17 protein-coding genes are annotated in these 19,111 nt (G+C 54.1%); all 17 read left to right on the top strand.

Annotation, left to right across the window (positions count from 1 at the left end):
• The first annotated feature begins 145 nt into the window (after positions 1 to 145).
• The 17 genes from H144_RS0124705 (at position 146) to H144_RS0124625 (ending at position 19,061) form a co-directional block, all read left to right on the top strand.
• Positions 146 to 2,509 (top strand): TonB-dependent receptor, encoded by a 2,364-nt coding sequence (locus H144_RS0124705; protein ID WP_019944792.1) that lies wholly within the window; start codon positions 146 to 148, stop codon positions 2,507 to 2,509.
• A 34-nt stretch (positions 2,510 to 2,543) separates the two neighbouring features.
• Positions 2,544 to 3,467: a DUF4249 domain-containing protein gene (locus H144_RS0124700; protein WP_019944791.1), complete on the top strand. Its 924-nt coding sequence runs from the start codon at positions 2,544 to 2,546 to the stop codon at positions 3,465 to 3,467.
• Positions 3,468 to 3,555: 88 nt separating this feature from the next.
• Entirely contained in the window at positions 3,556 to 4,674 is a 1,119-nt protein-coding gene (locus tag H144_RS0124695) for a DmpA family aminopeptidase (protein WP_019944790.1), read from the top strand.
• Positions 4,675 to 4,909: 235 nt separating this feature from the next.
• Positions 4,910 to 5,560 carry a response regulator transcription factor gene (locus H144_RS0124690; protein ID WP_063826420.1) on the top strand — a complete coding sequence of 217 codons (651 nt, stop codon included), beginning with the start codon at positions 4,910 to 4,912 and terminating at the stop codon, positions 5,558 to 5,560.
• Between the two features lie 146 nt (positions 5,561 to 5,706).
• Positions 5,707 to 5,889, top strand: coding sequence for a response regulator transcription factor (locus H144_RS0124685; RefSeq protein ID WP_019944788.1), 183 nt, complete (start codon positions 5,707 to 5,709; stop codon positions 5,887 to 5,889).
• A gap of 21 nt (positions 5,890 to 5,910) precedes the next feature.
• Complete coding sequence (locus H144_RS0124680) at positions 5,911 to 7,074, top strand: hypothetical protein (RefSeq protein ID WP_157505123.1); 1,164 nt, start codon at positions 5,911 to 5,913, stop codon at positions 7,072 to 7,074.
• A 6-nt stretch (positions 7,075 to 7,080) separates the two neighbouring features.
• A complete protein-coding gene (locus H144_RS0124675) occupies positions 7,081 to 8,025 on the top strand; it encodes a hypothetical protein (RefSeq protein WP_019944786.1) in 945 nt (314 codons plus the stop codon).
• 33 nt (positions 8,026 to 8,058) lie between these two features.
• A complete protein-coding gene (locus H144_RS0124670) occupies positions 8,059 to 10,530 on the top strand; it encodes an ATP-dependent Clp protease ATP-binding subunit (protein WP_019944785.1) in 2,472 nt (823 codons plus the stop codon).
• 75 nt (positions 10,531 to 10,605) lie between these two features.
• Positions 10,606 to 11,448 (top strand): zinc metalloprotease, encoded by an 843-nt coding sequence (locus tag H144_RS0124665; RefSeq protein ID WP_019944784.1) that lies wholly within the window; start codon positions 10,606 to 10,608, stop codon positions 11,446 to 11,448.
• Positions 11,449 to 11,489: 41 nt separating this feature from the next.
• Positions 11,490 to 12,638, top strand: coding sequence for a hypothetical protein (locus H144_RS0124660; RefSeq protein WP_019944783.1), 1,149 nt, complete (start codon positions 11,490 to 11,492; stop codon positions 12,636 to 12,638).
• Positions 12,639 to 12,679: 41 nt separating this feature from the next.
• A complete protein-coding gene (locus H144_RS0124655; protein WP_033403273.1) occupies positions 12,680 to 13,507 on the top strand; it encodes a fibronectin type III domain-containing protein in 828 nt (275 codons plus the stop codon).
• 6 nt (positions 13,508 to 13,513) lie between these two features.
• Positions 13,514 to 14,632 (top strand): hypothetical protein, encoded by a 1,119-nt coding sequence (locus H144_RS0124650; protein WP_229207986.1) that lies wholly within the window; start codon positions 13,514 to 13,516, stop codon positions 14,630 to 14,632.
• The gene (locus tag H144_RS0124645; RefSeq protein WP_019944780.1) at positions 14,629 to 15,726 is read left to right on the top strand and encodes an OmpA family protein; all 1,098 of its coding nucleotides are present in this window, start codon (positions 14,629 to 14,631) and stop codon (positions 15,724 to 15,726) included. The genes H144_RS0124650 and H144_RS0124645 overlap by 4 nt, the downstream gene beginning before the upstream one ends.
• A 15-nt stretch (positions 15,727 to 15,741) precedes the next feature.
• On the top strand, positions 15,742 to 16,752 hold the full coding sequence (locus H144_RS0124640) for a hypothetical protein (RefSeq protein ID WP_229207985.1): 1,011 nt from the start codon (positions 15,742 to 15,744) through the stop codon (positions 16,750 to 16,752).
• A gap of 117 nt (positions 16,753 to 16,869) precedes the next feature.
• On the top strand, positions 16,870 to 17,169 hold the full coding sequence (locus tag H144_RS0124635; RefSeq protein WP_026350971.1) for a PAAR domain-containing contractile injection system baseplate protein: 300 nt from the start codon (positions 16,870 to 16,872) through the stop codon (positions 17,167 to 17,169).
• A 33-nt stretch (positions 17,170 to 17,202) separates the two neighbouring features.
• Entirely contained in the window at positions 17,203 to 17,652 is a 450-nt protein-coding gene (locus H144_RS0124630; protein ID WP_019944777.1) for a hypothetical protein, read from the top strand.
• A gap of 41 nt (positions 17,653 to 17,693) precedes the next feature.
• Complete coding sequence (locus H144_RS0124625) at positions 17,694 to 19,061, top strand: DUF5458 family protein (RefSeq protein WP_026350970.1); 1,368 nt, start codon at positions 17,694 to 17,696, stop codon at positions 19,059 to 19,061.
• Positions 19,062 to 19,111: the final 50 nt, after the last annotated feature.

The following is a 19,111-nucleotide window of genomic DNA, read 5'->3' as shown; positions in this document are numbered from 1 at the left end:
TGAAATATTTTTTTCAAATGTGCAGGGGGTATATCCACACTAAGTTGTCTCGGAGAAAAGGAAAAATTCAATTTGTACGTCTGATACATTGCATGGCTTTTCGTCCACACCAACATAAACCAATTTGAAGTAACCAATCCAGTCCATGAAAAACAGCATACTCAAATGCCTTCTATTAGCCTTGATCAGCCTGCCGGCCCTTGCACAAAACCGGCATTCGGTGAGCGGGTACGTGAAAGACAACTCGAATGGGGAAGGCCTCATCGGCGTGTCGGTCTACGTGCGTGAAGCCGAAACCGGCGTCGTGACCAACCCCTACGGTTTCTACTCGCTCACCCTTCCCGATGGCAAGTACACGCTCGTGTTTACCTACATCGGTTACCAGAAAGTGACCCGCGAAGTGGTGCTCGACGGCGACAAGACCGTCAGCATTGAAATGTCCGACGAAAGCAACCAACTTTCCGAGGTAACGATTTCGACGCAGAAAGAGGACGAGAATGTGCGCAGCATCGAAATGTCGGTGAACAAGGTGGAAATGAAAACCATCCGCAAAATGCCCGCATTGCTCGGCGAGGTGGACCTGATCCGCAGCATTCAGCTGCTTCCCGGCGTAACGACCGTCGGTGAGGGCGCGTCGGGCTTCAACGTGCGCGGGGGCGATGTTTCGCAAAACCTGGTACTCCTCGATGAAGCGCCGGTTTACAACTCGTCCCACCTGTTCGGCTTCTTCTCGGTCTTCAATCCGGATGCCGTGAAAGATGTGAAGCTGATCAAAGGCGGTATTCCTTCACAATACGGCGGTCGGATTTCTTCTATTCTCGACGTACGTATGAAAGAAGGTAATGCCAAAAAACGGGAGATCAACGGCGGTATCGGTTCGATATTCTCCCGTTTGACCTATGAGCAGCCGTTTGCTAAGGGAAAAGGGTCGTTCATCGTGGCAGGACGTCGTTCGTACATTGATATTCTGGCCAAACCTTTCCTGAACTCGGATTTGAAGGATTCGAAATTCTATTTCTATGATCTGACGGCGAAGGTGAATTATCAATTGGGTAACAAGGATACCTTCTACGCATCGGGTTATTTCGGAAAAGATGTGTTCGGCGGCGGCGATTTCGGCTTCGGCTGGGGTAATGCTACGGCCACAGCGCGCTGGAACCACATTTTTTCCAACAAGCTGTTCATGAACCTGACCGGCTATTACAGCAATTACGACTATAACCTCGGCCAGAACCAGAACAAGCCCGATGCCAAGGATAAGTTCGACTGGAAATCGAAGATCATCAGCACGAGCATCAAACCTGATTTTACCTATTACATCACCCCTAACAACCAGCTGACGTTCGGCGGCCAGTACATTTACTATGATACACGCCCCGGCAAAGCGACCTTCGTTTCGGAAGGCGACATGCAGGATATCAGCCTCGAACCGCGTTATGCCGATGAATCCGCATTATATGTAGGCAACGAACTGAAATTCGGCGACCGCATTTCACTGCAATACGGCGTACGTTACTCTTATTTCCGCAGCCTCGGCCCGGCCACCGAATACGAATACGCAGGTACCGAGAAGGGCAAGCGTAAGGACCCCGTTTTTCCGGGGACCGAGTACAAACGCGGCGATGTGATCAAGAGCTACGGGAACCTGGAACCGCGCGCCGCATTGAATATCGGCATCACGAGCAATGCGTCCATCAAGGCCAGCTATAACCGCACCTCGCAATACCTGCATTTGCTTTCCAACACGGCAGCCAGCTCCCCGCTCGACGTGTGGACATTGAGCGGCATCCATATCAAGCCCGAAAAAGCCGATCAGGTGGCATTAGGCTGGTTCCAGAACTTCCAGGACAATACCTATGAGGCTTCGGTGGAATTGTATTACAAAAAAATGTACAACCAGATCGACTACGTGCCGGCCTCCGACCTGCTGCTGAACGAGTACTTTGTCGGCGACCTGCTATTCGGCAAAGGCCGCGCTTATGGAGCGGAGTTTTATCTGAAGAAAAACAAAGGAAGGCTTACCGGCTGGCTGAGCTACACATTGTCCAGAACGGAGCGTCTGGTAGAATCGATCAACAATGACGACTGGTTCCCGGCGCGCTTCGACAAGCCGCATAACATTACGGCCGTCGCGATTTACGAGCTGACAAAGCGCCTGTCGCTGTCGTCGAACTTCACGATCCAGAGCGGCACCCCGGCCACTTTCCCGACCAACCGCTACACTTCCGGCGGCTTTGTGATCGGCAATAATTACAATGGCCTGCGCAACAACAGCCGCATTCCGGCTTACCACCGCCTGGATTTGGCCGCGACTTTGAAATCGAAGCGGAAGCTGTTCAAAGTGGGCGAAGGCGAATGGGTGTTCTCGGTATATAATGTGTATAACCGCCGCAACCCGTTCTCGGTGTACACGCGGGTGAATGAGGATAATCCGCTCAAAACAGAAGCGGTGCGCTATTCGGTGATCGGGAATTTCATTCCTTCCATTACCTACAATTTCAAATTCTGACGTCAACCAACGGAAATCACGCCTGAAAACAGCAATGATGAAAACATTAAAATATATCAAATACCCCGCATTGTTCGCCCTTGCGCTCGCTACGCTTACAAGCTGCGAGGATGTGATCGACCTCGATACGGCCAATGCACCTTCCCAACTCGTGGTAGACGGCTGGCTGACCAACCAACCCGGCGAGCAGGCCATTACACTCACCTGGTCGGCAGCGTACTTCGATAACAGCGCCCCCAAACCGGTAACCGGTGCGACGGTAACCGTGACCGACGACAAGGGCAAAGTGTACAAATTCGAGGACGCCGATGGCGACGGCAGATACACCTGGGGCAAAACCAATGCCGACACGCTCGGGCATGTAGGGCGCACGTATTCGCTCAAAGTCGTGAACGGTGCCGATACATTCACGGCCCAATCCGAACTGAAACGCGTTCCGACCGTTGATTCGGTGGTATACCGGCATGAAAAATGGCCTTTCGAGCCGGATAAGGGCCCTCGCGAAGGATTCGTAGCCTCATTCTACGCCCGCGACCCCGAAGGCGTCGGCGATACGTACTGGATCAAACCCGTGATCCGCGGCAAGGCTGTGGTGGACAAGGCCGTAAACATTTCCATTGCTTATGACGCCGCATTCGGTGCCGGAGCTCCTTCCGACGGACTGATATTCATCCTTCCATTGCGCGAATCCATCACCACCGATTCATTGTACTCGGCCGGGGCGGAAGTAGGCGTGGAATTGCACAGCATTACCTATGAAGCATTCGAATTCCTGAAACAGGTAAGCGAGCAGGCGGCCAACGGCGGCTTATTTGCCACGCCGATCGCCAATGTGCGGTCGAATGTCGTCAACAGTAATCCAGGCGGCCCGAAGGCCCTCGGATTTTTCAGTACCTCGGCCGTAAGCCGCAAAGAAACGGTGATCGACCCCGAAAAGGCCCGTCCCGACAACGATTAAGATTACACTTCAACAGCGAATGTATCCACTGGCGGACCCCGGTTCCCAGTGGATTTTTTGTTATATTTCAACCTGAATCACTCGACCTATGAAGAACCTCCTGACACTCCTGCTCCTGTTGCCGCTCACCCTCACCGCCCAGAAACGTCCCCGAGACCTCGGCATTAAAATCGGCGTAATGCCTGCCGGTGCATTGAATGCCATCACCGATGTGGCGGGCGTCAAGGTAGGCCAGGTGACGATCAGCGAAGGCGCCGACGTGCGCACGGGCGTGACGGCCATTCTCCCGCACGATGGCAACATCTTCCAGCAGAAAGTCCAGGCGGCGATGTACATCGGTAATGGTTTTGGTAAAATGACGGGCTATGCACAAGTAGAGGAGCTCGGTACTATCGAATCGCCCATTGTTTTGACCAACACATTGAGCGTACCCACCGCAGCCGAAGCGGTCATCGACTGGACGCTGAGTATGAAAGGCAATGAGAATATAAGGTCTGTGAACCCGGTCATCGGCGAAACTAACGACGGCTTGCTGAACGACATACGCGGACGCCACGTCCGTAAAGACCACGTACTGAATGCATTGGCACAGGCAGAAAACGGGCCGGTGGCCGAAGGTAACGTGGGTGCGGGAACCGGCACCGTTTGTTTCGGATGGAAAGGCGGTATCGGTACGGCATCACGGAAGCTGCCCGAAAAGCTCGGCAACTTCACGGTGGGTGTGCTGGTGCAAACGAATTTCGGCGGCATATTAAAGGTCAATGGTGTGCCTGTGGGCCAGGAGCTGGGCAAATATGCCTTCAAGGAAGCGCTCGACAAATCGTCGGACGGCTCCTGCATGATGGTGATCGCCACGGACGCGCCGCTCGACGCCCGCAACCTGGAACGGTTGGCCAAACGTGTCATGCTCGGCATGGCGCAAACGGGCGGTATCGCTTCCAATGGCAGCGGCGATTTCGTAATCGCATTCTCTACTGCCAACAAGGTACTGCACGAAACATCGGAGGCCGTTTTCAGCTCGGCATTTCTCCACAATGACTATGTTTCTCCGCTCTTCATGGCCGCCATCGAAGCCACGGAAGAGGCCATTATCAACTCGCTTTTTATGGCCAAAACATCGGAAGGCACCCAGGGGCATCGCGTAGAAGAGCTGCCCAAAGACAAAGTGCTTGAAATCATGCGTAAGTACGGGCGTATCAAGGAGTAACCTGAGAAATGCTTCAACGTATATACCAAACAGTCAGTGAATACCCGTAGGGGAATCCCTTATAATGACGCTAATGCAAACAATTAGTTAGGTATTTAGTCAAAAAAGCCTAATTTTCAACCCTTTACGAAACCGGGTAATCTTACCCGGTTTTTCCTGTACTTTCCCGTATTGCCGGACCTGCCGGTTAGGATTAATTTTGACGTGTAAATTCTAGTACTCAACCCCGAAAAGTATGGAACATTCTATTACACACGCGTGCCTCGTCCATCCCCACCCCCTGGAATGCGAAGCAGTTGCGGAATGGCTGAGGAGGAGGTCTTACATTGAGCTGGTCGGTAAGTGCAGCAATTTGGATCAGATTACACAGTTACCGTACCTGAAAGACATCGATATTGTAGTAGTATTCGCGCATCATGCCGAGAAGACGGCGGACCAGATTTTAAAGATCAGAAAACTCTACCCCAAACTAAAATTTCTCCTGCTAGCCCCCAGCCCCTCGGCCGATTCGGTCCGTGAGGTGGTTCGCTCCGGCGTGAGCGGCTACATTGTATTCGAAGCCGAACTCGACGAGTGGGAACGTGCTATTCGGGCAGTTTCGGAGGGAAAAGTCTATTACGGCCAGGAAGTGATGCTCAAACTCGCCGAGTCGTCCATGGATAAATTTATCCAGGAACCCATTCCCTCGACCCGCGATTTCCTGAGCAAAAGAGAAGTGGAAGTTCTCCGGCTCGTGGCGAGCGAATACTCTACCAACAAGATCGCCAGCGAGCTTTGCATTAGTGATAAGACGGTCGAAACACATCGCCGTAACCTCTTTCAGAAACTGGGTGTCCGAAACTCGGTGGGTCTTACCAAAATAGCCGTCCGTATGGGCGTAGTGTAGTTTTTTGCCGGTTTTCGTCGTGGAAAACCCTTAGGAAAACCTTCCAAAACCATTAGAAAAATCAGGGTAAAAATCCGGAAAATTCAGGGTATCCGCCGATTGAAATAGCGCCCGCGCCGCGACAACTTTGTCTAAGTATTTTAATTATGGAACTGACAAAGCGCGAAAAGGAAATCCTGGACCTGATCATGGACGAAATGAGCTCCAAGGAGATCGCCGAAAGGCTGGAAGTCAGCATTTCCACAGTGGAAGGCTACCGGAGAAGTCTGTTCCGAAAATTCGGTGTTCGCTCGGTGATAGGGCTGGTAAAGGCAGCCATGAAAATGTAGCACTTGTAATTGCAAATTGGTATGGCAGATATCCGTCGCATGGCCGTCAACTGGGTGGACGGGATGAAAATCTCGCGGCAACATTTCATCGAAACCGATCATTACCACACCGATCAGGTCCGACGAGCCGGGGCCGCCGCGCTTACCTCGCTGAACTACGGCCTGCTGCTTCCCCAGGACGGGGCAGACGCATTGGATGTGCAGGTTTTGGGAGATGCCGGCCATCAGATCCGCGTGAATGTGGCCCGTTGCCAGGCCATCGCCCCGGACGGCAGCCTGCTGGATGTGCAAGAAACCGATGGCCTGAAACTAGATACTTCGCTCGCCGGCATTCTCGAACAATACCGACTCCCAATGACGCAAAGCATCGATATTTATATGGTTGTCAGCGTCGGGTTATTCGAACGGCAGCCCGCCGGCACACCGTCGGAGTCGGAAATACCGCTTAGGCATCCCTACACGGCACCGCTTTACCGCGTGAGCCTGGTGCCTGCGGAGATTATTAATGTAGAGCAATGGGGTGGACCGGCCGTGATCATTGGAAAATTAACCTACAATAATTCGGAATTACGCGTCATACACGATTTCATACCCGCAAGCCGGGCGGTGCGCAGCCACAAAAACCTGCGAGAATGGCACAGCCGGTGGATGGGCTATTTGAATGATATCGAAATGTATTCGTTCAGGATTTTGCAAAAAATCAAAACAAAAAGCCAGAAAAGCACGCTTTCGGACAGCGTTCAGCTCATGGTGGAGCGGCTCGTCGGCACAATGACGATGGTCGGCATCAGCTTTCAGCGCATTATACCTTTCGAACCACCCGTTCAAATGGTAACCGCCATGATCCAGACGGCCCAGGCGATCCGGACATCGCTTGAATGCCTCACCGACCGGGAAAAGGAGGAATTGCTGGGATACCTCGGCGAATGGGCCGACGACTCTCCCGGGAGCATTGAAAAACAACTTATTGCGGTAATACAGGCACCTTACAACCACAACGACCTACTACCCTGCCTGCGCATTATCGACGGATTTTACAGCATGTGGACGGCCCTGTTCCTGAAACTGAGCCAGCTTGAATTTATCGGCAAACGAAAAGGCCAGCAGGTTTTCATCATCGAAAGCCCCGTCCACGAGCCGCCCGTGCAGCCTGAAAAAACGAAATCGAGGTGGAGTCCTCTTTAATATCCTATGGAGCCACAGAACAAAAATCAGCGAAAGACAGCGATCGGGAAGTTTGTGGGTATGTATATGCTCTCCCTTACATTCCCGGTAGCGGCCGTGTACCTGCTCATGCGCGTACCCGGTTCCGTGGAAGCGTCCGAAACGAAACGCTACCGCCAGATTGTGGAGGAACAGGACCCGATGCTGGTCGATACCGATACGCTGAGCCAGATTTCCCGGCGCCTCATCCAGCTCGACGGCCTGTATAGCAGCGCCACCGACGAAATGGCCAAAGCCACGGCACGCACGCAACTGGTCGATATCGAAAGCCGCGTGAACGGTATTATGAGCCATTTCAACAACCTGGCAGTCTCCGCGGCCCACGAGCAGAACAAACGGCTCTCGACCGGCATCGCCAAACTGACAGAGGCATTGGTAACCTACCGCCAGACGATCGGCGAGCTGCGCCGGACGCTCGATAGCAAGGGCATTGATATGCAAATGGTGAATGACCTGCGGAACCAGATCAATATGAAAGACCTGGAAATCAAAGGTATGGAACGCCAGTTACTAACCGCTGCCGCCGGTGGCGGGGGTGGCGGCGGCGGGGGCGCGGGCGGCGGGCCAGACAAGGAGTTGCAAGCCAAACTGGCATCTTTGCAGCGCGACCTTGACAATTGCCGGAGCTCAAAATCGGGTGGTAGCGACATTGCGGCCATTCAAAAGCAGCTCGACGAATGCCTCTCCGCCAAAAACGGGACGGCTGTTACCTACCGTGAATGGCTGCGCTACTCCGAAGCCGAAGGCTATTACCAGCTGCTAACCCAGGGCAACCTTCGGAAAAATGATCGGAAGATATATTACGACCAGGCCAAGCAGATTTTCGACGGCCTGCAAGTGTCGACCGCCAGCAAGGAAATGAAGGCCAAAGCGACCGAGCGATTGCTGGCATTGCAGAAAAATCAACCCTGAGAAGCGTTCCCAAAACCCAAATAACCTGTTCCTATGCAAACCGAAGCACTCAGATACGCGATCACGGTCGCACAGTCGCTTGCGCGCGAATACCGGCAGGAGCGGTTTGGCCCGGCCCACCTGCTCACGGGCTTGCTGCATAACGACGTGGGACTCGCCTCCGAGCTCGTTATGGCCGGCAAAGACCTGCCTTACCTGCGCGACTGGTCCGAGGTTCGTCTCGAAGAATGCCCTAAGGCGGTCCGGGTACCGGAAGCACCCCAGGCCGATAGGGAAGCCTCGGCGGTACTGGAACTCGCGGACCTTATTGCATTACAACTTAATACGGACACCGACCCGCTTTGCGCATTAGCCGCTTTACTCAAACCGGGGGTGGGATTTTCGGCCGACCAGCTGAAATCCCTTCCCATTAATCAGAAAGAAGTACTTGCAATGCATGGGCAGCCTGCTCCCAACGACACCGAAACCACGAATACCCAGCCCAAAACCGCGAAACCGGCCGCCCAGGGCGCTGGCTTTTTAGAAAAATATACGACCGACAAAACCCGTCGCGCCGAAGAAGGCAAAACCGACACGATCATCGGTCGTGACCGGGAGGTGAGACAAATGGCGGAAATACTCGGCCGGAGAAGCAAACCCAATGTGATTCTGACCGGCGAGCCAGGCGTAGGAAAATCCGCACTGGTAGAAGGTTTTTCCAAACTGATTGCAGAGAAGAAAGTGCCCCAAATCCTTCAAAATGCCCGTTTATTGGAACTCGACACCGGCGCATTGGTAGCGGGGGCTTCCTACAAAGGCGAGATCGAGGAACGGCTCAAAGGGATTTTGAATGAGCTGAAAGCATTTGATAAGGCCATCCTGTTCATCGACGAGATCCACGTACTGCTAGACCCGAAAGGTTCTGTGGGCGCAGGCGTGGCGCAATTGCTGAAACCCGAACTCGCGCGCGGTGAACTAACATTGATCGGCGCGACGACGCCGGAAGAATACCGCAAATACATTGAAAAAGACGAAGCATTTTCGCGCAGGTTCGAAGTGCTGCGCGTGGAAGAGCCCGACGAAGCCACGGCCACGCGCATGATCGAGCATATGCTGCCTGTCTACGAAGCGCACCACGGCATGAAGGTATCCGAAGGAACCACCGGCGAAGCCGTAAAGCTCGCCAAGCGGTACATCAAAGACCGCCGCCTGCCCGACGTCGCGCTCGATTTACTGGATAGAACGATGGCCGCCATGAAACTCATGGACGAAGTTTCCGAAAATGAGCTGGCTGCATTACAAAACGATCTGGACGCATTAATGGCCATCGACGAGGGCGAGCGGCTTCATGAACTCAAATGGTTTGCCCGCCAACTCTCCAACCGCCTCAGCCCATTGCTGACCGGCCAGCTGGATGCAGGCGAGGAAGTTGATTTTGAAACACCAGAAGGCATTCACAATCAATTGAATACCAAACTAACCTCGCTGCGTGAACTCGCCGCGCACCGCTCGGATAGTATCGGCAAAAACGATATAGCCGCCATTATCTCCCATAAAACCGGCATCCCGCTGGGTAAGCTGCAAAGTTCGGAGCGCGACAAACTGCTGGGCATCGACGAGGTATTGAAAAAACGGGTGGTAGGCCAGGACCAGGCGGTGAAAGCATTGAGCGAAGCTATCCTCGAATCCCGCTCGGGGCTGATCAAAGCCGGGCAGCCCATCGGATCGTTCTTTTTGCTCGGGCCGACGGGTACGGGTAAAACCGAAATCGCGAAAGCATTGGCCGATTTTCTGTTCAATGACGAATCGTTCCTGATCCGCTTCGACATGTCAGAGTTCAAGGAAGAGCATTCGGCGGCATTGCTATACGGCGCCCCTCCGGGATATGTAGGCTATGAGGAAGGCGGGTTGCTCGTGAATAAAATCCGCCAGAAGCCGTATTCCGTCGTTCTTTTTGATGAAATAGAAAAAGCGCATCCCTCGGTTTTCGACCTTTTCCTGCAAATCCTCGACGAAGGCAAGCTCCACGACCGGCTCGGCAAGGAGGGTGATTTCTCCAACGCGGTCATCCTTTTTACCTCCAACATTGGCCAGGAGCACATTATACAGGAATTTAACAAAGGCGGTATACCGCAATCGGCGGACCTGATGGAAATCATGGCCAAATATTTCCGGCCCGAGTTTCTGGCGCGCCTGACGGAAATCGTCCCGTTTGCGCCGATCTCCGAGGAAAATGTCGTCAAAATATTCAATATCCATTTGCGCAGCCTGACCGATTTGCTTGAAAAACAAGGCATTACCTTAAACCTCTCGTCCGAAGCACGCAAAAGCATTGCCATGCAGGGATTTACGCCCAGATACGGCGTGCGGCCATTGAAAGGCGTGATCCGCAATCTGCTGCGGCGGCCCGTAAGCCGGATGATCATCTCGGGCGAAGCGGGGAAAGGCTCGGTAATAGACATCAGCACAGACGGCGACGGCAACATCGCCTGGCATGTCCACCAGGCGGAAGGAATACTCGAATAGCACCTATTTTACCTATATCCGCAACCCAGTTATCCATCCAGGCACCGGTCCCGGCCATTGCCTACAATTTGAAACATGATGCACATTCATCTATTCCGTAATGCACGGCGCTGGGATTCGTGCCTGATTCCAATCGACGACACGACGTTCGGCATGATCCTGCAATTCAAAGTACATCTCGTGCGTGTGGAACCGAATACGAGGTTCTTCATGGGGGAAACCTATGCGACAGGCAATGGCATTCTGCACGATACCTACGGCCGGTTCAACCTCGATCGCTGGGCGAACACCGAATGGGAGGATTACAAGCGCGATTTCGTGTCGGTGGTACAAAGGCATTGGAGCGACAAATTTATCCTCGATCCCAACAAACCCTGGTACCCGCCGCGCCGTGATGAAGCGCGCAATGCCGCCACCATTCAATGCGGATTATCGATCCAGCTCGTCGATAGTGCGGCGCAGGCCCACCAGACGTTCCGGATTATTCACCCGCAGGAAACCAATTTCCGGTCTTACGTAGATGAGCCGGGCCGTACCGGCTTATTCACCCACCTCGACCTGGAATCGCATTGGAACGACCGGCAGACCCGCATCGGCTCGGAAACGCACAGCGTTTCCTTCCTGCAAACGACCGTCAATCATGAATTCGGCCATACGCTCGGGCTCGAACACGTCAACGGTACCGGAAACTCCGACAGTCATTACGGTGTGACATTATCCGAACGCGAAAACCAGATGGGCATGGGCGGGTTGCTGACGCCGCGTCACGCACGCCCCTGGATCACGCGCCTGCGTAACCACCTGGTACCGCAAACGCATTACGACACCACCGTCTCGTTCCGCGCAAGGGTGGCGAGCCCTCAGTTGATCGAATATTGGGATAACGACTGGCGCCCGGCTACGACACCGGCTTCCTGAACATTTTGAAAAGACCTAATGCGCTTCCATGCGCCACAGCTATGCAAAAGTCAATCACTTTCCTGCTCATCGCAGCAACAAGCTTGCTACTGACCTCCTGCGGCATGTTCACGGCGGTGGATCCGCTGACGCCCGCCGTGTCGGAAGTGAGTGTCGTGCAGGTATGGACGTCCGGTGCGGTCGTGCGGGGGAAAATCGACAACCTCGATCCCAAAAACGACCGTCAGGAGAAAAAAAGCGGTAAAATCCTCGAATATGGATTCGTTTGGGCCACCCAAAACCAGCCGACGCTGGAAGCCGGAACAGTGCTGAAAGTGGGTGAAGACAACCCGCCGACCCCATTTGAATTTGAAAGGGAAATCAGCCCGCTGACTGTGCTTACCACTTACTACATCCGCACATATGCCCGCAACGAAGGCGGCGGCGTAGGTTACGGGCCCGTGGCGACGTTCAAAACCGATGATTACGTTTTCGCGGAACTCTCCGTCGGCAAGGTTACGACTACTTCCAAGGCGTCAGCGGATGTGGTGGTGAATATTCTCTCGCTGGGTAATGCGGAAATCTCGTCATTCGGCGTCTGCTACTCTTCTACCAACAAGGAGCCGACGACCAAAGACAGCAAGGCGACGGCCACCGGCAAAGCGGCAAAAGGTAGCTTTACAGTGAATGTAAGCGGACTAGCGCCCGGTATCACCTATTTCGCACGCGCATTCGCGACCACCTTGGGCGGGATCATTTACAGTGACGCTACCACGGCATTCACCCTCGGCGAGCCTGCCGTGTTTACCCCGAAAAAATCATTTACCATGTCGTACTCCAATCCTTACGACCTCGATGCGGGCGAGCTGGTTTCGCAAAACGGCGCCGACGATATGTGGTGGTATCCTTACAATGATAAGCCCGGCATTTACCCCAAAAACGGCGCCCGGTTCGCGGTTTTGGGCAAAGTGAATTTCGATCAGGTCAAATATGCCGATCTCACGAGTGCTAACCTCAGCACCAATTTCATCAACGGCAGCTACACCGATACCAAAGCCAACCAGCTCGAAAACGGCACCGTGGTCGCATTCATTACCAACCAGGGCCGGTATGGCAAGATGATTGTCGACGCGCACGGCGAGGACAGGAAGCCCGGGGCGGCCAATGGAGGCGATATGCAGGTGACCATTCTGACCTACGACAAGCAGTAATCGTATATAGATACCCGTAAGTTATTTAATTGATCGAAAACATGAAAAAGCGGTTGTTCATATATGGACTGATCCTTCCGGCAATGCTGGTGCAGGGTTGCGGAATGTTCACGGCCGTGGACCCGCTTCCCCCGGCATTTTCGAAGCTGGAAGTGATCGATATCAAGCGAAACGAGATCACCGTGAGCGGGACGATCAGCAACCCCGATAGTAAAAACGACCGGCAGGAAAAGAAGAGCGGGAACATCCGCGAGTACGGACTGGTATATGGCACCGCGCCCGCGCTGGATGTCCAGAAGGACAAGGTGATCAAGCTCGGCGAGACTCCCGCGCAAACGCCCATTTCCATTCAAAATCAAAAGATCGGCAGCCTGGCCGCCGATACCCGCTATTTCGTGGCCCTGTACGCCCGGAACGAGGGCGGCGGAATGGCTTACAGCGAAACCGTGGAAGTAAAAACGACCGTTTCGCCCGCCATTTCCGTTACGCGTACCTCCGTGAAAATCACGGGTAGCGGCGGCTCGGGCTACGACCTGGACGCCGGTAATGTGGTAGCCGCCAGCGACCCGAAGGCCGATGTGACGATGGACTTGTTTACGATCACCGGCCGGGGAACCACGCTCAGCATCGCGCCGACGGGTAAGCTGCAGATGAAAAACCTCGGCGTGATCGACTACGGTAAACTTGCCTACCTCGATTTGGCGCTCATGACCGACCTGAGCACGGCGAATATCGGCTACCTCGTCAATGCGCAGACGGCGAATACGGTGATCGCATTTAAAACGGGCGAAGGACGAATTGGAAAATGGCGGATCGAAGCCGCCGCCGCAAACGAGCTGACGATCAGCCTGGTCACGTACGATAATTAATGTGTGATGAAAAGACTCTTTACATTTTGGATGACGCTACTCGCCGTGCAGGCGCTCGCCCAGGACCGGATCTGGCTCGATAACGGCAATCCCGTGCAGGCCAAACTCAGCCGCGCCATGGACAGCAAGCTCGAATGGATCGCGTCCGACGGTATTGCGCGGGTTTATCACCGGAAACGCTTCCTCGTGGTATTCGGGTCGGCGGGACAGTTCATGGTTATTTCCGAGCTGAACGAAAGCCCGAACAAGGCCCAATCGCAGATCGAGGCATTTTATAAAGCGCCGCCACGGAACGTGACCCAGGACATTATCGTCAAAAGCGTCCCGCTGACGGTGATTGCCGGCAACATTTCCTACGAAAGCGACGACGTGATCAACTACCTCACCAGCGAAGGCAACGCGGCGTCGATCAACAAAGAAGAAGTAGCGACGGTCATTTACCGCGACGGCCGCCACGAGATCCTCCGCGACGTAGTGGATGTGGCCCCGCTCCTGGCACTGGCACATAAGGAAATAGAAAAAAAAGAGCGGGAAATCGTGCGGAAGGAACAGGAAAAACCGCAAAGTCAGCCTGTTGCGAAAAAGGACGTTCCGCCGCCGCCGAAAGAACCCGTCAAACCCGTGCTGACCGACGCCGAATACAAGGAATACAGTGCGAAAGGCATTCGCCGCGTGGATGAATTTACCTCCTACCTCCGCATTATCGGCGATAAAACGCAGAAATCGGAAGAAAAAAACAAGGCGGTACAGCAGGCGCTGAGCCTGTTCGAGCCGCAGGCCACGGTGGCAGTCAGTTCGGGAAAAGGCGTGAAGAAATACCCGGTAAAAGAATACCTGAACCGCCTCAAATTGCTGCCATACGCGAAGATCAACATCACCTGGAACGAGGTGAAATACGTGAGTGAACTGAAACAGGAGGCCGACGGCAACTATTATGGCATTATCGCCGGTCAGCAGGTTTTTGAAGGCTATTCGGCCAATGGAAAGGTTGCCTACGGGGATATTACCCGCAAGAATATCCGCGTGAAACTGGAATCGTATCAGAAAACCATCGAAGGCAAGGATACGGTTAACTGGGAGGTTTTATTGGGAAATATAGGGGTCGAAACCAATGAGGGACAATGAAAACCAGGGTATACATTCTCCTGTTTCTGTTGCTGGCTGCCGCGCCGCGGCTATGTGCACAATGCGGCTACCTGGCGGGCAAAGTCACCGATCTTTCGGGCGCCAATCCGCTGGTGGCCAGCCTGTCGGCCAAAACCGACCAGGGAAAGCTCCGCCTGGGCAAGTCCGACAGCCTCGGGGTATTTAAAGTGGAAATGCCCTGCCAGCTGACCGAGCTCATCATCGAATGCCCGCAGTTTCAGACCCAGCATATCCCGGTGAATATCAACGGCAGGCCCGAAGGCACGTTTTCCATCTCATTAGCCATGATGCCCCTCGGCAAACAAACCAGCGACGAACCGTATGCACAGTCGGAACAAAAGCATTTTGAATTGAAAGATTCGCTGAAAGCAGTCTCCATTGTCCGTCGCATCGAGGTACGCGACGCATTGTCCGACCAGCGTTTAGGAGCGGATATCTGCCTTTATTATACCCAAAAACAAAAAAAGGACTGCTTTGCATTGACGACCGACCGGCCCCGTGCCGAAATCGTTTTCACGGAGAAAGACATTGTAGCAGTTGAAGTCAAGTCCGTCGGTTACCAGGCCTACAACGGCAATCTTATCCTGGACAAGACGGACGAAGAGCCGCGGACTTACATCATCAAACTTAGCCGGCAACAAACGATCAATATCAAAGGACAACCCATTGCCCCGCAGCCTGTTGCGATCGTCAGGAATGCGGACGCGCTCAAAGGCGCCGTGGCCTCCGGCAAAACCCTCTATTTCCCGAGAAGCGATTACAAGCTGCCTGTGCAGTCGAGGACTTACCTCGACTCAGTGGCCGCGTACATTCTCGAAAACAAAGACAAGGGCCTCCGCATCACGGGCCATACCGATAATGTAGGCAACCCGAGCCTCAATGTGACGCTGTCGGAATACCGGGTGCGGGTGATATCGCGGTACCTCATCGGCAGAGGCGTGCCCGAGGGCGTGATCGCGGCGGCGGGCGTAGGGAGCAAGTACCCTGTGCGCCCGAACGACAGCGAGGAAAACCGTCGCCTGAACCGGCGCGTGGAGGTGCAGATCATTGATTTAGACTCAAAAAGCAATTGAAAAATGAATACGCGGATGAAAAATTTTACCGGTTTCAAATGGCGTGCGGCCCTGCTGCTCGCGGGCATGCTGGGTGCCACTTTCCAGGCCAATGCACAAGCGCTCTCGCGCAAGGACGCCGACGAGATACGCGTGCTGGCGCGGGAAAAAGTGAAAGGCCTGAACGATCTGCTCAATGCGATCACCAATGAGGACCTAAGCAACTACGAGCGTCGATACCTGATGATGAACAGCTATATGCCCAGTAACGACCAGATTTTTATCAACGACGGTGTGATCGTAGAAGACGACATCGACCCAAAACACAAGGCAAGCGCGCCAGGCCTCGACACGCCCATTGAAAAGTACCTGAGCAACTTTGACCTGTTTTACGTCAAATCCGAAACCAATACCATCGAATTTACCAGCCTCGTGGTGTCGGACGTGAAAGTGGATAAATATCCTTTTGTAAAGGTTTTCTATACCCAGCATTTCAAAGGGAAAAGCAATAAGGACAACACGCCCTACCAGCCCATTGCCCGCGTGGCTGAGCTCCGCGCCGACAAATCCGGGAACGACTGGATCGTATTCCTGACCCGCGTCGCATTCAATTCGACAGAAAATGCCAAATCGGTACCGGTTACGCCCAGGCCATCGGCTACCTACGACTCCCTGCAACGCAAGAAAGAGCCCGTCGTAAGCCAGGCCTCCGACCGCAAGCCGGTTGCCACACCGGCCGATGCGAAAGAAGGCGAAAGGGTTTTCAAGGAACTCAACAAACCCAATGCCGCCGCGGCGGCCAATGCCCGCAAATGGGGCGCGATCAAGCTCGGTGCAGGCGTGGCCGCTCTCGCATTCGGCGCGGTGACGTACAGCATGCTCAACAAGGATTACAAGGATTACAAAAACCGGATCGACAATCCCGAAGGACTGACGAGCTACGCCAAACCGGGCATCTACGTCTCGGTAGGCGCAGCGGCGGTAGGGCTGGGCGTTTCGCTCACATCGCTGTTCGATTTCAAGCGGGCCAGGCAGCTGTCGCAGTAATGCAGGGGCGTCCAACAGATTGGCAACATCCGGCAGATTGACCGTTGACCGCTGACAGCCGACAGCCGACCGCTGAGCGCTGACTGCTGACCGCCGAAACCTATAAATCTTGAACTTATGCCACAACCAGCTGCTAGAATAGGCGATATGCATGTTTGCCCGATGGTAACCCCGGGCACGCCTCCCGTACCTCATGTGGGCGGGCCCGTGCTGCCCCCAGGCACCCCCACTGTGCTCATAGGCGGGCAGCCGGCCGCCTGTACCGGTGATATGTGCGTGTGTACGGGCCCTCCCGACAGCATTGTCATGGGCTCCGCCACCGTGCTCATCGGCGGAAAACCGGCGGCACGCATGGGCGACACCACGGCGCATGGCGGCAGCATTGTAGCCGGCTGCCCCACGGTACTGATCGGCTAGTAACAACAGTATTTACTCTAATCCCATACAACTATGTTCAACTACGGAATAGGCGGTAACGAACGCAAGATTGACCAATCCAGTGAAGGGATTGCGGATATTCCCCAAAACCGGACCCTTTTCGCCACGCAGCTCACCGGAGACCCGGCCCCGCGCCCGGAGATGGTGTACGACCTGAAAACGACCGAGGAAGTATTCGCGCATTACCAGCCCGAGGCCGAGGTGGAGTTCATCACTTCCGACGGCAGTTTTATCAATGAAAACCTGCGGTTCAAAAACCTGGGCGATTTTGGTAAAAAAGGGATCATCGCACAAAGCGCATTCCTTCAAGACCTCGACGCACGCAACGAAGCCTACCAGCAGGTAGTAAGGCATCTCAAAGTGAACAAAATCCTGAAAGCCGCCCTCGAAAAACCCGAAGCCAAAGCCGCGTTACTGGGCGTGTTCCAGACGCTGATCAACGAGCTGGAAGAAGCCGGCTAGCATATTCAATCATTCACTCATTCAATCATTCAGTCATGAGCATGGCAAACGATACAAAAACATCCCCAGATTCCGCCGCACCCCTCCGCGAACGCGTTGCCGTTCCGCTGGAAACCGGCCTGCCGCAGCTGGCCAAATATGGCAGCTACGACCTTGTTGAGACGATCATCGAAGGCGCGGCAAACATCAACCCGGAAAAGAAGGCCCGGAAAAAAATCTTCCTCACCGAAGCCGACAAGAAGAAGGAACGCCAGCAGCTCAAAAAACGGCTTGAACTGTGGTCGGAGCTGCTGAGTAGCGCGGAATCGGTACCAGAAATGATCGAGGCAGGTCAGAAGCAGGCCGACTCGGCATTTGAATTACTGAAAGAAAACCTCGGAAAAGCGGTGGAGCAAATCCGGCCGCTCGAACAATCCTACCGCTCGGTAGCGATGTTTTTCAAAAACACGGAACAGGATAAGGTCAAGAACATCACATTCCTGAATGCGGCTCCCGACCAGCTGCAAGACCTCGACGTGACGACATTCATCGATTCCGTCGGCGAGGAGCTCGCCTCCAAATACGACCGCCTCGATCTGCGCGAAAACTATTCGATCCTGAATGTACCGGGCTACCTGGGTTCGGGGAAAGTAGTGGATAAATGGGCGAAAATGGCGCATAAAAACAAGGTTATGCTCGTCACGGACTTCATGCACCTGGACGCGCCCGAGGACGTAATGGAGCTTTTCGAATCTGCAAACCTGACGGGCGGCGCAGCGCATTTGTCGAATGTGATGATGACCTGCAACTGGCTGGTAGGCCGCGCGAAACACGACGACCTGGGCGAGGAAGACGACCTTTTCATCCCGCCATCCACCGCATTGGCCGGTAATGTGTACAAAACGCTCATGTCGCAGGTAGCAGCCGGTAAAAAGCACGGAACGCTCAGCGAAGTGGACGGCGTACGGTTTCCGCTCAAAAAATCGGAGATCGCCGACCTGGAAAAAATGGGGCTCATCCCGATGGTGAACGAGTACAGCAAGGTAATGGCATTCTCCGCAAAAACGCTTTTCAATGGCGATAATGTGGGTTTGCAAACCTACTCCGTCGTGCGGGTATTCGACTACATCACCAAAGTGCTGATCGACTTCCTGAACCGCCGCGCATTCGAAAACTTCGATTATAACACAAAAAACGACCTGAAAAAGCAGATCATCAAGTTCCTCGACAGCGTCACCGGCCCCGGCAAGCTCATCGAGAAGTTCAGCGTCATGCGATTCGAGCAGGACAAAAACCAGAAGGACAAAGTCTACCTCGACATCCATATGGTACCCTATTTCCCGGCCAAAAACTTCATGATCGCCCTCACCGGCCAGAAAGGCGACGATCTGGACGCGGCGGCCTGGGCGGCGGAATATGCGCAACAGTGATTGTGAGTCCATGAGTCAAGCATTCATACTCTTGTTACTCACAGACCCTA

The sequence above is a fragment of the Dyadobacter beijingensis DSM 21582 genome (assembly GCF_000382205.1).
GTDB classification, from domain to species: Bacteria; Bacteroidota; Bacteroidia; order Cytophagales; family Spirosomataceae; genus Dyadobacter; species Dyadobacter beijingensis.
Note: the sequence above shows the minus strand (reverse complement) of the source record. Positions and strands in the feature narration are given on the sequence as shown.

Excerpts from the sequence above, each read along its gene's own strand:
- H144_RS0124705 (WP_019944792.1), top strand. The coding sequence starts at position 146 with ATGAAAAACAGCATACTCAAATGCCTTCTATTAGCCTTGATCAGCCTG.
- H144_RS0124700 (WP_019944791.1), top strand. The coding sequence starts at position 2,544 with ATGATGAAAACATTAAAATATATCAAATACCCCGCATTGTTCGCCCTT.
- H144_RS0124695 (WP_019944790.1), top strand. The coding sequence starts at position 3,556 with ATGAAGAACCTCCTGACACTCCTGCTCCTGTTGCCGCTCACCCTCACC.
- H144_RS0124690 (WP_063826420.1), top strand. The coding sequence starts at position 4,910 with ATGGAACATTCTATTACACACGCGTGCCTCGTCCATCCCCACCCCCTG.
- H144_RS0124685 (WP_019944788.1), top strand. The coding sequence starts at position 5,707 with ATGGAACTGACAAAGCGCGAAAAGGAAATCCTGGACCTGATCATGGAC.
- H144_RS0124680 (WP_157505123.1), top strand. The coding sequence starts at position 5,911 with ATGGCAGATATCCGTCGCATGGCCGTCAACTGGGTGGACGGGATGAAA.
- H144_RS0124675 (WP_019944786.1), top strand. The coding sequence starts at position 7,081 with ATGGAGCCACAGAACAAAAATCAGCGAAAGACAGCGATCGGGAAGTTT.
- H144_RS0124670 (WP_019944785.1), top strand. The coding sequence starts at position 8,059 with ATGCAAACCGAAGCACTCAGATACGCGATCACGGTCGCACAGTCGCTT.
- H144_RS0124665 (WP_019944784.1), top strand. The coding sequence starts at position 10,606 with ATGATGCACATTCATCTATTCCGTAATGCACGGCGCTGGGATTCGTGC.
- H144_RS0124660 (WP_019944783.1), top strand. The coding sequence starts at position 11,490 with ATGCAAAAGTCAATCACTTTCCTGCTCATCGCAGCAACAAGCTTGCTA.
- H144_RS0124655 (WP_033403273.1), top strand. The coding sequence starts at position 12,680 with ATGAAAAAGCGGTTGTTCATATATGGACTGATCCTTCCGGCAATGCTG.
- H144_RS0124650 (WP_229207986.1), top strand. The coding sequence starts at position 13,514 with ATGAAAAGACTCTTTACATTTTGGATGACGCTACTCGCCGTGCAGGCG.
- H144_RS0124645 (WP_019944780.1), top strand. The coding sequence starts at position 14,629 with ATGAAAACCAGGGTATACATTCTCCTGTTTCTGTTGCTGGCTGCCGCG.
- H144_RS0124640 (WP_229207985.1), top strand. The coding sequence starts at position 15,742 with ATGAAAAATTTTACCGGTTTCAAATGGCGTGCGGCCCTGCTGCTCGCG.
- H144_RS0124635 (WP_026350971.1), top strand. The coding sequence starts at position 16,870 with ATGCCACAACCAGCTGCTAGAATAGGCGATATGCATGTTTGCCCGATG.
- H144_RS0124630 (WP_019944777.1), top strand. The coding sequence starts at position 17,203 with ATGTTCAACTACGGAATAGGCGGTAACGAACGCAAGATTGACCAATCC.
- H144_RS0124625 (WP_026350970.1), top strand. The coding sequence starts at position 17,694 with ATGGCAAACGATACAAAAACATCCCCAGATTCCGCCGCACCCCTCCGC.